Origin of the sequence: Escherichia sp. WS1368, assembly GCF_046487485.1 — a bacterium.
In the GTDB taxonomy this organism is placed as follows: domain Bacteria; phylum Pseudomonadota; class Gammaproteobacteria; order Enterobacterales; family Enterobacteriaceae; genus Escherichia; species Escherichia coli.
This window is the reverse complement of record NZ_JBJQJI010000026.1, coordinates 1-14965: the sequence shown is the minus strand read 5'-3', so window position 1 is coordinate 14965 and position 14965 is coordinate 1. Positions and strand designations below refer to the sequence as shown.

The 14965-nt window shown below is 50.5% G+C and carries 5 protein-coding genes and 4 pseudogenes; 3 read left to right on the top strand and 6 right to left on the bottom strand.

All coding sequences use genetic code 11. The features are described from left to right. The first annotated feature begins 7 nt into the window (after positions 1–7). Positions 8–1057 (top strand): diguanylate cyclase, encoded by a 1050-nt coding sequence (locus ACJHYD_RS23065; RefSeq protein ID WP_000236740.1) that lies wholly within the window; start codon positions 8–10, stop codon positions 1055–1057. A 74-nt stretch (positions 1058–1131) separates the two neighbouring features. On the opposite strand, the pseudogene ACJHYD_RS23060 reads toward ACJHYD_RS23065, so the two are convergent. The 5 genes and pseudogenes from ACJHYD_RS23060 to ACJHYD_RS23040 all read right to left on the bottom strand — a co-directional run. Beyond that, a pseudogene (locus ACJHYD_RS23060) lies at positions 1132–1682 on the bottom strand (ISAs1 family transposase); the annotation flags it as partial. 585 nt (positions 1683–2267) lie between these two features. After that, positions 2268–2753 (bottom strand): pentapeptide repeat-containing protein, encoded by a 486-nt coding sequence (locus ACJHYD_RS23055; protein ID WP_000618048.1) that lies wholly within the window; start codon positions 2751–2753, stop codon positions 2268–2270. After that, a pseudogene (locus ACJHYD_RS23050) lies at positions 2750–6960 on the bottom strand (RHS element core protein). The gene ACJHYD_RS23055 and the pseudogene ACJHYD_RS23050 overlap by 4 nt, the downstream one beginning before the upstream one ends. 421 nt (positions 6961–7381) lie before the next feature. Continuing rightward, positions 7382–8518: pseudogene (locus ACJHYD_RS23045) on the bottom strand (ISAs1 family transposase). A gap of 411 nt (positions 8519–8929) precedes the next feature. Then, positions 8930–9536 (bottom strand): annotated as a pseudogene (locus tag ACJHYD_RS23040) (glutathione S-transferase N-terminal domain-containing protein). Positions 9537–9802: 266 nt separating this feature from the next. On the opposite strand from ACJHYD_RS23040, the gene ansP reads away from it, so the two are divergent. Further along, positions 9803–11302, top strand: coding sequence for an L-asparagine permease (ansP, locus tag ACJHYD_RS23035; protein ID WP_001309490.1), 1500 nt, complete (start codon positions 9803–9805; stop codon positions 11300–11302). Between the two features lie 112 nt (positions 11303–11414). Here the strand turns inward: ansP and ACJHYD_RS23030 are convergent, their stop codons facing one another. Further along, complete coding sequence (locus ACJHYD_RS23030) at positions 11415–12476, bottom strand: YncE family protein (protein WP_000550675.1); 1062 nt, start codon at positions 12474–12476, stop codon at positions 11415–11417. 241 nt (positions 12477–12717) lie between these two features. Between ACJHYD_RS23030 and pqqU the strand changes: the two genes are divergently transcribed. Continuing rightward, positions 12718–14820, top strand: a complete 2103-nt coding sequence (gene pqqU / locus ACJHYD_RS23025) for a TonB-dependent receptor PqqU (protein ID WP_000689376.1) — start codon at positions 12718–12720, stop codon at positions 14818–14820. Positions 14821–14965: the final 145 nt, after the last annotated feature.

The window sequence follows — 14965 nt, the reverse complement described above, 5'->3', positions numbered from 1 at the left end:
CCGCGATATGGTTATTCGCGGCATGACGATTAGTTTGCCATGGTTTGCTTTTATCAATGTCAGTTTTGCATTGATAATTTTGCTGCGCCGTGTTCTGTTTAATGACCTTACTCCACCCTGGTTAAATGAAAAAAGCCTTATACATTCTATTGATATATCTGCAACGGGTATTCTGCTGATTTGCAGTGGTTTACTACTCATCCCTCGGCAAAAAACATTACCTATCCAGGTGCTATTAGTTGCCCTGAGCCTGCTATGGTCATGGTGTAGTTATCACTTTATTGCGTACTGGACGCTGCAGTTTGCTTATCCACTATGTGTATTATTAATGCTTAGTGGCGTTGTCGCACTTTATTTCCATACCCCATCATTGCTCGCATTTGTCATTCCCTTATGGTTCACCACTCCAATAGCGAGTCTTATGCTTAATCAACAGATCAATATTCATTTTGCTGTTGTATGGTGTATTTTTTCACTGGCGCTATATGGTGGGCGACTCATTTTGTTACGTTGGTTTGAAGAAGCATGGGTACAAAACAGTTATAACAACCAGTTAATTAATCGCCTTGATGCATTAGCACATCGTGATCCTTTAACTGGGATAGCAAACCGACGTGCAATGAACAGTATCTTACACGACGCGATGGATAACGGCGGGTCATTTGCTCTTATTATGCTGGATGTCGATTTTTTTAAACGTTACAACGACACTTACGGGCATCCTGCTGGGGATCGTTGTCTAATACAAGTTGCCGACGCTCTACAGCGTTCAACTCGCCAGTCGGAGGATGTTGTTGTCCGTTATGGTGGCGAAGAGTTTGCCATCATACTTTTTAATGCAACATTGCCGGAAGCAGAGACGGTAGCAGCCAGAGTGAAGCAAGAACTTAAACTGGCAGCTATCCCACATCAGGCATCTGCTGTTAATGCATTTGTTACGGTTAGTCAGGGGATTACCTGTTCTGCTCCCGCAAAAACGGCTGAACAAATTATTTCAGATGCCGACGCTGCGTTATACCGGGCGAAAGAAAGTGGGCGAAATCGATGGGCTTTATAAGCATTAGGGGACTGGACAGATTACGTCTCTCCTCGCTTAACAAGGGCTGACGGAGGGTAATAATTGTCTATAGCTATCTTCTTAGCGATGTCTTTCTGGTATCACATTGGATCGGTGCAATTATTTTTCCTTTAATACCCATTATGTTAAGAAATTCAGAAACAGCTGTAATCTCATTGTTTTTTTCATTCGTCTTGATCTTCCAAGGAATCTGACTGTGCATTATTGAGAACACACTAATAACGTGAATCGCTCCCTTGCGACGACTCTTGTCATAAGAGTACCGGAGCGTTTTTCCATCAATTGCAATGACGTCTTTATCATCTGAAGAATGGCAGTCAAGCATCCAGTTAATAAAGCACTCATGAAATTTTTCAGGACTGATACAGGATACAACTCTGGCAATGGTATCGTGAACAGGAATACCATTATCAAAATCACCATATTGCTTCAAAAAATCGAGATGTGTTTCCCCAAAATCCTCTATATCTTCCCAGCCTTCTGCACCCGAAATAACGGCACAAATAGTCAACAGTAGAATATCCGATAATTTATGTTCCACTTTCCAGGCTTGTCTGTAATCGGGGATAATAGAAATATGTCCCATCAATTTTTTAAGTTCCATTTTGTTCTCCTTAATTATGTAAGGAGTATTTGATCATGTATACGCAATAAAAAACAGCTTCAGGTAATGAGGAATATCTCAATTGTTAAACATAAAATGCGAATTGTCTAGTACAAAAAAGCAGCGTTACGTGATCTTTCCGTGGATCGTCAAATTGTTCGAGAGAAAATACCAACATGATGGATTTTACTGTAAAAGTAATGTCGTAGTTTAAAAACTCATCATCCGGTAAAGCCTTGTGGGGCGTGGGCTTTCATACTTTTACCCTGATGTCTGCTATACGCCGGACACCCTTTACGTAGCATTCGGAATTCACCCGTAAATTTATCACGGCGGTATCACGAAACCTCCGGTTCTGATGCCGCTTAGGACTAACGACACGTCAACACAGGTTCGGGTTTATTCATTTCACTGTATCTCATATAATCTGAGCACTCCCCCTGCGCTCGCTACTATGACTCTTTACCACAGCAACCGGGGTTGTTTGGGATCGGCTTTCAACAGCAGATCCCGGTGGCTATTGCAAGTAAGTCTACTTTCCACATCAGTGTTACTGACACAGAAAATAATGAGTTATGATCCTTGTCATATTTTTAATATAGCCCCATGAGCTATAGGATCAAAACCTTCTAACCATGAGGTGTTTTTATCGAATAATGCACCTGTTATATTTATATCGCCATATCTATCACATAATAAATTAGCGCCACATAAGTCAGCACCAGAAAAATTTGAATCTTTAACGTCTGCATTGCAAAAGGTTGAATTAGTTAATATAGCACCCTCAAAGTTTGCACCTATTGACCTTGAATTACTAAAGTCACTTCCAGTGAAATCTGAGTTATTAAGAATAGCGTTCATCAGAGCCGCATTGCGAAAGACAGCATTTCTAGTTGATGTATGTTGAATCATTACATTTCTTAAATGGGAATTTTCAAATTTCGCCCCATCAAGACAATAACCATTGAGGATGGCACGATGTAGATCCATCCCGCTAAAATCATATCCAGCAAGAGTGGTACTATCTATATCAAGAAATTTATTGGTTATTAAAAACGCGATTCTTATCATCTATTCCCCCAATCATCTAACTCCGGAAAAATTTGGCTAAACGGATATAGTGGTGCCGATAATGGACGCGTACCTGGCCGCTCAGGAGGAAGTTTATCACATAACAGACCCGCAACCATCCTGTGATTACCATTAACAATCACATTCCCATCCATATCAACCGGTGGTGCTCCACTACCATCTTCCAGCATTTGTACGTAGTGAGCTACTACGGGTACTGAGACTTTTTGTTGTACTGTCAACAAGGGACTGTTGGCCACAACCATCCTGATGTTTTCAGGTGTCGTAGGTAAACATTTAGTCTTCTCTTGACTAAAGGTATCATCCCACAATTTTGTTAAACCCATCACTGCCTGTTGTCTGTATTTATCCATGGGGTCAGCAATCAACCAAGATGGACCTGACTGCTCTATGGAATCTTCTCCGGAGAGACCCAACGGATCTATCTTAGTAGTTGGATTCAATGGATACTGATACAGGTTCCATGCACCTCTTAGCCCAATGGGATCCTGGGTGATATACCGCCCCTGCAACGGGTCATAGTACCGGTTGCGGTTATAGTACAGCCCCGACTCCTCATCATACTGCTGCCCCGGCAGACGGTACGGCTGTTGCAGTTGCTGCGCGCTGGTTTCGCCCAGCAGGTTTCCCCACTCGTCATACTCCCCCTGCCACGCCGTTTCCCCTTCCGGGCTGATGAGCGCCTGCGGCAGCCCCCGGTGGTCGCAGTGGTAAAGATGAAGTGTCCTCTCCGGGATGTATTCCGCCTCCATCTGGTTTTTCATCTGTTCCGCCGTCAGCCCGCACTGCTGAAGCCATGCCTCACTCTCCGCACTCACCGCACCCGCGCGCAGTTCCCGCTCCAGCCTCCCCAGCATCACCGACAGCTCCGCCGGTAGCGTCACCCCCGTGTCCTCCTGCAACACCTCCGCCAGACTCCGGTGCCGCGCCTTCGCCTGTTCACCATTCTCTGTTTCGATTCTGATGAGCGGCGTGAAGCTCCCCGGCTGGTATACCGTCTGGATACGCGTGGTGCCGGTCTGTACCGTCGTCAGCCTGTCACCGTCCCACCCGTACCAGGTCTCCTCCGGTTTACGCGACAGCGACATCCACCCCGTCAGGTCACGCTCCCGCCGCCACACCCGTTTCCCCGTCCGGCGGCCCAGCGGGTCATAGAGGTAGCGGCTCTCCACCTGTGGCTCGCCGTGCTGTATCCGCGTGTAGAACACCAGGCGGTGCTGGCTGTCGTAATGGTAGTGGTGCGTCCGCTCGTCGTGCATCCGTATCACCCCTTCCGGGATACGGTCCGTCTTCTCCGCCAGCCTGCCGTATTCATCGTAGCGGTAGACATAGTGCGCATCTTCCGTGATGCGGTTATCCGGCCACGCCGTGAAGGTGCTGTCCGGGTGCAGTTCCGGGTCCGGCAGCCGGTTTCCTGCCGGGTCCGTCGCATACGGGATATCGATATCCAGGTTCGCCGCCGTGGTGTGAACGCCCGTCAGTCTTCCCGTGTCGCTGTAACGGTACTTCCGGCTCTCCTGCGGGCCGCTGATGCGCACCAGTTGCCCGTTATCGTTCCACGTATACTCACGGTCAAGCTGCGGAAGGTTCAGGTGCCTGCTCCGGAGCTGCCCTGTGAGGGTGTACGCCGTGGCCTGTTCGTACCCCGCTGTACTGCCCGCCCCGCCGAAGCTGCGGGCCGTCTCACGGTGCAGCCGGTCCCGCGTGTACTCGACCAGCGGCGTTCCGCCCAGCTTCATCCCCGCAAGATAACCGCTGCCATACGTCAGCCACTCCACCGGCGGCAGACCGTCCGGCTCCTGACGGGTCGCCAGCCCCTGTTCGCTGTAGACGTGCCTCGTCTCATGCTCCCACAGCATCTCCCCCGTCTCCTGGTTCTCCACCGTCTGCCGTTCGCCCGTCAGGCGGCCTTTATCGTCATAGCCGTAGTGGACCGCCACACGGTGGCCTTCGCTCAGGTGGCTGATTTCTGTCAGCCAGCCGTGGTCGTCATACTGCCACTGCTCCGCCGGGTCGCCGTTCACCGTCCGGTGCGTGATGCGCCCGGCGTCATCGTAGTACCACTGCGTGACCTGCCCCTCATCCTCGCTGCGGATGAGCTGCCCTGTGGCGCTGTACCGGTAACGCTGTGTCCTGCCGTCAAAGCCGCGCTGCTCCGTCAGCCTGTCCACCGGGTCATACCGGAACGTGGACTGGCTGCCGTTCTCGTTGGTCAGCACGGTGATGCGCCCGGCGGCGTCATACTCCATGCTGCGCGTCAGTCCGCCCTGCGTGGTGCTGACGGCCTTTCCCCACGCATCATACTGTGTCTCACTCCGGCTGCCGTTCGGGGCAATGATAGCGGTGAGGTCGCCTGCGGCGCTGTACTCATAACGGGTTTCACGTCCCTGCGCATCCTTCTGACTGACCAGTTGACCACGCGGGTTATAACTGCTGTAAGTGCTGATGCCTTCCTCCCGGTGAACCGCCGTCCTCTGACCGTACCGGTCGTATTCATACCGCGTCGTGTACCCTGAACAGTCCGTAAATGCCTGAAGCTGACCGTACCGGTTTCGCGTTATTCTCCGCCTCACCCCGGTTCCGTCTTCCACCGCACAGGGCAGGCCACTGCGGGAAGAATCATAAAACCAGCGCGTAATGTTACCGTTGCGCGAGACCTCTTCCGCCAGCCTGCCCTGACGGTCATATTTCCGGCTGCGGCGCAGCCCGTCCGGGTACGTCACTGACGTCAGTTGCAACTGGTTGTTGTAACCATACCGTACCGTCCTGCCGTCCGGCAGTATCACTGAAGTCAGCTTTCCCGACGCCATATGCAGCCGGTACTCCGTCCGCCGTCCCGCCGCATCCGTCTGCGCCTTCAGCCTCCCCGCCTCATCATACTCGCTGCGGGTGATGCTCCCGTCCCCATACTCCTTCTTCACCACCCGCTTCAGGCCGCCCTCGCCCTCCGTGTACAGCACCTCCCGCCGGTTCAGGCTGTCCGTGATGGTCACGCGGTCCTGCCCGTACTCAAAGCGGTAGTCCAGCCCCTCCGGGTTGACCTGCTCCGTCACCCGACCGGTATCATCATACCGGTAGCGGCTCTCCGGCCTCCCCGCATAATGGTGCGCCACCATCCGCCCGGCGTGCTCCGCATCATAAGTAAACCCGCGCACCTGCGTCCCGCTGCGGTCATACACCGCCCGCAGTTCTCCGCTGGCCGTGTACGTGTAGCGCGCCAGCGGCGCAGTCGGCAGTTCATCCGGGTATGCCGGGTCGTGTGTCAGCCATACCGCCTCCAGCCGGATACCGTTATCGGCACCGTACTCTGTACCGGTGGGCAGCGTGTCGGGGAAAAACTGAGAAGAGGAAACAGAACGGGGACTGGCCGGAGAAGATAAAGAAGACTCGCGCTGTTTACGGAAGGCTTTCGCCCGCTGCGCCTGTGTGGTCAGCGCCAGATGAAAACGGCGGCCCGCGCCGTCCGTCACCCCCGTCACCGCGCCCGCCGCTTCCCCCTCTGCCGCCCGGTGGAAGGCCAGCGTCCGCCCGAAGCCGTCCACCACGCCCGTCAGCACCCGGTATGCGGGCGGCTCCGGCGGCAGCACCTCGTCCGCCTCCGGCACCCGCTCCGGCCAGCCGAGTATCCACCACGGCCCCTGAAGGCTGTTTGTCGCCAGGTACACATGCGGGCTTAAGCGGAGACTCTCCGGCAGCACCTGCCAGAGCGCGCTTAGCGGCTGCGAACTGTGCTGCTCCGCCACCCCGCCCCTTGCCAGCCAGAACGACTCGCTGCGGCTGTAGCTTATCTCGCCGGGAAACAGCGGCTCAAAGTGAATGCTCCTGCCGCCACTGTCGTTGAGTATCAGTTCCCGCTCATGAACCTGTAAGCGGATATCGAAGGGCGCTTTCCAGCCGGGACCAAACACCCCCACCGGCGCGGGTGTCCTGGTCCGGTAGCTGCTGTAGGCGCGGGAAAGAATAAACGGCAACGGCCGGGCAGCGCAAGATCCGTCTCGCCCGGCAGCACCTTCGCACCCAGTAGCGGGTTCACCGGGTTACCCTTCTGCTCCTCCACCGGGCTGTTGGGACACACCGAGCAGGCCACTCCCGTCGGCGCACCTATCAGCACCCCCGCTGAACCCTGCACAATATCCAGTCCCTTGCGGGTCATATCGCCCTGTCGCGCCGCCGGTTTTCCGCTCATGGTTTATTCCTTAAATTATTTATGGTTTTATTCTGAGTGCAATCCATACTGATTCATAACCAGTGAATAAGATTTCCCCGAATAATCTATATAAATTAGCGAAGTCCTCTTCACTAATTAACCGTAAAATCCCGTACCAATGAAATATAAAAATAACCACCCACACAAATTTATTGCAAATATTATTTATTATTGTATATACATCATTCACTGAACGTTCTCAAACTGCATACCTTAGAACCATCAATTAAAGCCACAACAAAAAAAATCGATTACTTTATGTCGCATGACAAATATGAATTACATATTAATCAACCTTAAAAACAATCATCTCTTATAATTAACAGCATACCATGAGAAACACAAAATCAATTTACCATGCATACCAGGAGCATAATTAACCTCTCACCGCAGGGCGAAATCATGAAGGCCCGCAGCCAGCAAGGATTAGAGAAAGGTATTCATTCTTACGTCCTGCCCGCTTTTGCTTGCGTTTAATACCCGCTTTAAAGCTATTCTCTGCGGTCAGTAAATTCATCGCGATATGTCGACAAACTGCCAGATTTTCTCCCGCTTCTCCACGAACAATCTGGCATTCATCTTCCCGCATCCCCATATCAAGTCGCCAGTGCAGTTGATTTTCTACCGACCAGTGTGCTCGTGTTGCTTCCAGGAGTTCTTTCGCCGTAAGCGTCACCGAACTTATGTAGTAGCGAAGAATACACTTCTCTGATTTCACCGCTGTTTCTCCTTCCTGTCTGCTCGCCAGCACTATTCCTATCGTGCTCAGCTCTGACCATTCATAAGCTAAATCACCCAGAGCGGTTAAATCATGGCTCACAATGCAGCATCGTGTATCTTCCCGTCCATGCCCTTTTTCCTGCGTGCTGTAACTGTCATACCTCTCACCCAGCCACATTGTCGGCGAGTACCCGTTATCAAACGCCTCCGCTAATTTTCCCTGATTTCCTTTCAGCGCCAGCAGGTAACCGGCTTTCTTTTTCAGAATTTCACGGGCGATTATATGCTGGCAACCCATTGCATCCAGCGTGACCAGACACCCTTTTAATTCCAGCAACTGGAGCCGTTCCGGGATCGCCGTTATCTCATTCGATTTTGCCCCTGTTTTCACCTGCCCCAAAACCAGACGATTTTCTGCGCTAAAAGCACTGACCCTATGGATCACGGCATTACGTTTCGATTTATCGTAAGTACCCCGTAATGACTTACCATCAATCGCCACAACAGAGCCTTCAGACAACGTGTGACAGTCCTTCATCTACTGGATAAAAAGGGGCTGTAATTGTTTTGCTGAAATCATTCCCATCACTCGGGCAATCGTGTGATGGGAGGGGGTGCCATTTTCAAAATCACCATACAGGCGTAACCATTCCAGATGCTCCTCACCAAAATCAGCAATTTCTTCCCATCCTTCAGCGCCACCGATAATGGCGGTGATCGTCAGAAAAAGGATATCCGCCAGGCTGTAACTGGTTTTCCAGGACTGGCGATAATCGTGAATAATTGAAATTTGATCCAAAAGGCTTAGTCCGTTCATGGTGTGCTATCCATCAAAAAGAAAGGATAAGATCACACTGAAATAAGATGGTCAAATTGATCGAAAAAAAAGATCAACATGATGGGTTTTACGATAAAAGTAATGTCGCGATTTAAAAATTCATCATTCACCAAAGTCTTGTGGGGCGCGGGCTTTCATGCTTTTTCCCTGATACGCTACCGCTCTGCCCTGATAACATGATCTGCACGGCGCTATCATATCGACATATTTCTCTACATGCGAAAGGATGTTTTATTTTCGGATTATATTAAATTGATATTTCATATAAAAAACGAGATTACATAAATCATATAAATAATTGTACCAACTTTAATTACCATTCATAGCAAACAAATGGATGTCCAGTTAACTACGCCAGTGATTTATTAACATTAATCTCCGGCATTATTGTTAAATAATGGCATTCCTTTTTAGTATTTCTTGTAACGTTGGTATCGGACATACAGCATCAGCAATCGCACTGATATTCGCGGCATTATCTTGAAACCATTCATGCCCCGGTCCCCATATGCGCATAACGCAGAGATAAGGGTAGCTGATCGCCAAACGCATAAGGTTCAGCAGTGAGCTACGAATTCAACCAGATATAAAACGATTTTCGATATTCAATAACATTCTTCTTTAACTGTTCGGGTGCGTCAGGAGCCCAACGCTCAGGGTAATCGGCGAAAGTGAATGTTGGATAGACATTAGCAACCAGCCAGACCAATAGCCGTTGAAACTGCTGACGTTCGGCGCGCCCAACCGGTGGCGCAAGGTCCGGGCGACGATCGAGAACCATCAATGCAATCGCCGCTGTCTCCGTCATAATCTCGTCATTTTCCAGCGCCAGTGTCGGAATCTGACACAACGGGTTCAGGGTTTTCAATAACTCGCGTGAGGTTCCCTCGTGGTCAAAACCACTGACATCAACGAACTGATAAGGAATATCAGCCAGTGTTAGCATCAGCTCACTGATTGTAGAGCCCCATCCGGGTACGCCATACACCTTAATCATATGCCCCTCACAATCTTTTAAAGATTAAGTGTAGGACAGTACACAGGTTAACCAGCAAAAGGATTTGTCATTTTTTCGTCAGTTGTATTATTCCCCTTCAGGATTGTAAGGGGATGTTTTGCATCGTTTATCGATAACGGGTAGGATGCTGCGCCGATAGTTTTATACCCATAAAGAATAATGGTGATAACTATCATCGCCAGGATGAATAAACATTGTTCATGGCAACTTATATGACTTTTTCATTAAAGCAATCAGGGAGAGCAATGAGTAAACACGACACCGACACTTCAGATCAACACGCCGCGAAACGCCGCTGGCTTAATGCCCACGAAGAGGGGTATCACAAAGCGATGGGCAATCGCCAGGTACAGATGATCGCCATTGGCGGCGCGATTGGTACGGGTTTGTTTTTAGGCGCGGGAGCCCGACTGCAAATGGCGGGGCCAGCACTGGCACTGGTCTATTTGATCTGCGGCCTGTTTTCATTTTTTATTCTGCGTGCATTGGGTGAGCTGGTGTTACACCGCCCTTCCAGTGGCAGTTTTGTCTCTTATGCCCGTGAGTTTTTAGGAGAGAAAGCCGCTTACGTTGCAGGCTGGATGTACTTCATCAACTGGGCGATGACGGGGATTGTCGATATTACCGCCGTCGCTCTGTATATGCATTACTGGGGTGCGTTTGGCGGCGTGCCGCAGTGGGTCTTTGCGCTCGCTGCGCTGACCATCGTTGGCACCATGAATATGATCGGTGTGAAATGGTTTGCCGAGATGGAGTTCTGGTTTGCGCTTATTAAAGTGCTCGCCATTGTTACCTTTTTGGTCGTGGGTACAGTGTTCCTCGGTAGTGGTCAGCCGCTGGATGGCAACACCACTGGTTTTCATTTAATTACCGATAACGGCGGCTTCTTCCCCCACGGTTTGCTGCCTGCGCTGGTGTTGATTCAGGGCGTAGTGTTTGCTTTTGCCTCCATTGAAATGGTGGGTACAGCTGCCGGAGAATGTAAAGATCCGCAGACCATGGTGCCTAAAGCCATTAACAGTGTGATTTGGCGTATTGGCCTGTTTTACGTCGGCTCCGTGGTGTTGCTGGTTATGTTATTGCCGTGGAGCGCATATCAGGCGGGGCAAAGTCCGTTCGTGACGTTTTTCTCTAAACTGGGTGTGCCATATATCGGCAGCATTATGAACATTGTGGTGCTGACCGCTGCCCTCTCCAGCCTGAACTCAGGTCTGTACTGCACCGGACGTATTCTGCGCTCAATGGCGATGGGCGGTTCCGCACCGAGTTTTATGGCGAAAATGAGTCGTCAGCATGTGCCGTATGCCGGGATTCTGGCGACACTGGTTGTGTATGTCGTCGGCGTATTCCTCAACTATCTGGTGCCGTCGCGCGTATTTGAGATTGTGTTGAACTTCGCGTCGCTGGGAATCATCGCCTCATGGGCGTTTATCATCGTGTGCCAGATGCGCCTGCGTAAAGCGATTAAAGAAGGCAAAGCCGCGGATGTCAGTTTTAAACTGCCTGGCGCGCCCTTCACTTCCTGGCTGACATTACTGTTTTTGCTGAGCGTCCTGGTGCTGATGGCGTTCGATTACCCGAACGGGACTTATACCATCGCGGCGCTGCCGATTATCGGTATTCTGCTGGTTATAGGCTGGTTTGGTGTGCGCAAACGCGTTGCTGAAATTCACAGCACTGCGCCAGTCGTCGAGGAAGATGAAGAACAACAGGAAATTGTGTTTAAGCCTGAAACGGCGAGTTAATTGCAAAATTGCCCGGCTACGTGCCGGGCAAATTCAAATTACTGACGAAGGTGCCGGATACGGCGTGATAAAAGTCAGGCAAGTCTCACCGTTTTCACCCTCGCCATATCTATTACAGCGCAATACGAATCACATCATCCGGCTGGGTTGCTTCCTGCTGTTTAGTGGATTTTTGTTTCACACTGACATACAGCGTTTTACCATCGGCAGACAGCGCCAGGCTGTTCGGATGAGTCGGCGTATCGAACGTTTTCACCACTTTATAGCTTTTCGCGTCAATCACACTGACTTTACCTGCCTGACGATGCGTTACGTAGGCTTCATTACGCGCCGGGTTAAACAGCACAGCCAGTGATTCCGGTGCCGCAACCTTCGCCAGAATATTGCCATTACGGGTATCGACCACTAACACTTCTGCGGCTTTAGAATCGGTGATAAATGCACGCTGCCTGGCGGTATCAAGGCTAATGTTGATAAAGAAGTGCTCTTTGCCGTCATCCAGCAGCTTTTTACGGCTGAGGATTTTATTGTCGGCGGTGTCGATGGTAATCAATTCGCCGTCAGCGTTAGTGGTGTAAAGACGTTTGCCTTTGCTATCCAGCGCCAGACCGGTACTCATTTTACCGGTGTTCTGGATGGCGGTTTTCAGTTTGATATTCTCGCCATCAACGACCCAAATCACGCTCTCTTTACCAATACCACTGATGTAAACGGTGTTCGTGGCATCATCAGCTACCAGCTCACGCGGTTGCAGCGGGCGCACCTCTTCCGTGCGCTTACGATCATCCAGCACCAGACGGCCTTTCACTTCGCCCGTTTTGGCATCTATCGCCGTGACCGCGCTGTTTACAGTGTTACCAAACCACAACGTCTGAGTCGTGTTATTGATGGTGGCACCAAACGGCTTGAGATCGTTATGGATCGCCTGCGTCACTTCCAGAGTAACCGGATCAAGACGATAAACCACGCCGCCTTTATCCAGTTTGCGGCTTTGCGAAGTGGCGAGCCACAGCGCGTTCTCCTGCTGGCTATAAGCCATTTCGTAGGCACCTTTACCTACCGCTTTACGCAGCATTTCTTCTGCAGCCTGCGTACTGAATGATGAAGCAACAAGCAATGAACCTAACAGTAATGAACCACGCAGGCGCGATGAAAACAGATGACGTAAATGCATGACGACTCCCTTTGATGAACCGATATTTTTGCTGCTTCACAATGCTTCGCTAAGCGTAATCATCGTTACGCTCTTGTTATAAATGGGAATGGTAATCATTATTTTCTCAAATGTGGAGCATTTCTTGCCGTTACGACTACAATTTTCTCAATTACTTAACGTATCGTGCCGTTTCGTTTTCCATATATTTACAATTTTATTACCATGGCGGCGTTTTCCCATTCTTAACTTGGCTTTTTTCATGAAGATTTTTTCCGTCCGACAGACCGTTTTGCCCGCACTGCTTGTCCTTTCCCCCGTTGTTTTTGCCGCTGATGAACAGACCATGATTGTCAGTGCCGCACCGCAGGTGGTTTCAGAACTGGATACCCCAGCAGCCGTGAGCGTGGTGGATGGCGAGGAGATGCGCCTGGCAACACCGCGCATTAACTTGTCCGAATCACTGACCAGCGTGCCTGGTTTGCAGGTACAAAACCGGCAGAACTATGCGCAAGATTTACAGCTGTCGATTCGCGGATTTGGCTCCCGCTCCACTTACGGAATTCGCGGTATTCGCCTGTATGTGGACGGTATTCCCGCCACCATGCCCGACGGACAAGGGCAAACATCCAACATCGATTTAAGCAGTGTACAAAATGTGGAAGTGCTGCGCGGCCCCTTCTCTGCTCTGTATGGCAACGCGTCTGGCGGTGTAATGAATGTCATCACCCAGACCGGACAACAGCCACCAACCATTGAAGCCAGTAGTTACTACGGCAGTTTTGGCAGCTGGCGCTATGGGCTGAAAGCAACAGGCGCAATGGGCGACGGCACTCAGCCTGGCGATGTCGATTACACCGTCTCAACCACGCGCTTTACGACCCACGGCTATCGTGATCATAGTGGCGCACAGAAAAATTTAGCCAATGCCAAACTGGGCGTACGCATTGATGACGCCAGCAAATTAAGCCTGATTTTCAATAGTGTGGATATCAAAGCAGATGACCCAGGTGGGCTAACCGAAGCAGAATGGAAGGCGAATCCGCAACAAGCGCCACGCGCTGAACAGTACGACACGCGAAAAACCATCAAGCAAACTCAGGCTGGGTTGCGCTATGAACGTAGCCTGAGCGCACAAGATGATATGAGTGTGATGATGTATGCCGGGGAGCGAGAAACGACCCAGTACCAGTCAATCCCGATGGCACCACAACTTAACCCGTCGCATGCGGGCGGCGTGATTACTCTGCAACGCCATTATCAGGGGATAGACAGCCGCTGGACACACCGTGGCGAGCTGGGCGTTCCGCTCACGTTCACTACCGGCCTGAACTACGAAAACATGAGTGAAAATCGCAAAGGCTACAATAACTTCCGCCTGAATAGCGGCGTGCCGGAATACGGGCAAAAAGGTGAGTTGCGCCGTGACGAACGCAATCTGATGTGGAACGTCGATCCCTATTTGCAGACACAGTGGCAGCTGAGCGAAAAACTGTCGCTGGATGCTGGCGTGCGCTACAGCTCCGTATGGTTTGATTCCAACGACCATTACGTTACTTCGGGTAACGGCGATGACAGCGGTGATGCCAGTTATCACAAATGGCTACCTGCCGGTTCGTTAAAATATGCAATGACCGATGCCTGGAATATCTATCTGGCAGCCGGGCGAGGTTTTGAAACGCCGACGATTAATGAGCTGTCTTATCGTGCTGACGGTCAAAGCGGTATGAACTTTGGTTTAAAACCATCCACCAACGATACAATTGAGATCGGCAGTAAAACGCGTATTGGTGATGGGCTGCTTAGTCTCGCATTGTTCCAGACCGACACCGATGATGAAATTGTAGTCGATAGCAGTAGCGGTGGGCGTACGACTTACAAAAATGCCGGAAAGACCCGTCGTCAAGGCGCTGAGCTGGCATGGGATCAACGTTTCGCGGGAGATTTTCGTGTAAAAGCGTCCTGGACCTGGCTCGATGCGACCTATCGCAGCAATGTTTGCAATGAACAGGATTGTAACGGTAATCGGATGCCAGGGATCGCCCGTAATATGGGCTTTGCGTCGATAGGTTATGTACCGGAGGATGGCTGGTATGCAGGTACGGAAGCGCGTTATATGGGCGATATTATGGCAGATGATGAAAATACGGCCAAAGCGCCGTCTTATACTCTCGTCGGCTTATTCACCGGGTATAAATACAATTACCACAATTTAACTGTGGATTTATTTGGTCGTGTCGATAATTTATTCGATAAAGAATACGTTGGTTCTGTCATTGTCAATGAGTCAAACGGGCGATATTACGAACCTGCGCCCGGGCGAAATTATGGTGTCGGCATGAATATTGCATGGCGATTTGAGTAATTACCTTGATGCCCGGTATTTGCCGGGCATTTAATTGTGCACAGAAAACCCCCAGCTAGGCTGGGGGTTCCGGAAAGCTTTCAGCTTTAAGCCAGTTATTAAAACCCCTTTTGATTTGTTAAAACACCTTGCGGTCTGGCAACTG

Excerpts from the sequence above, each read along its gene's own strand:
- ACJHYD_RS23065 (WP_000236740.1), top strand. The coding sequence starts at position 8 with ATGGTTATTCGCGGCATGACGATTAGTTTGCCATGGTTTGCTTTTATC.
- ACJHYD_RS23055 (WP_000618048.1), bottom strand. The coding sequence starts at position 2,753 with ATGATAAGAATCGCGTTTTTAATAACCAATAAATTTCTTGATATAGAT.
- ansP (WP_001309490.1), top strand. The coding sequence starts at position 9,803 with ATGAGTAAACACGACACCGACACTTCAGATCAACACGCCGCGAAACGC.
- ACJHYD_RS23030 (WP_000550675.1), bottom strand. The coding sequence starts at position 12,476 with ATGCATTTACGTCATCTGTTTTCATCGCGCCTGCGTGGTTCATTACTG.
- pqqU (WP_000689376.1), top strand. The coding sequence starts at position 12,718 with ATGAAGATTTTTTCCGTCCGACAGACCGTTTTGCCCGCACTGCTTGTC.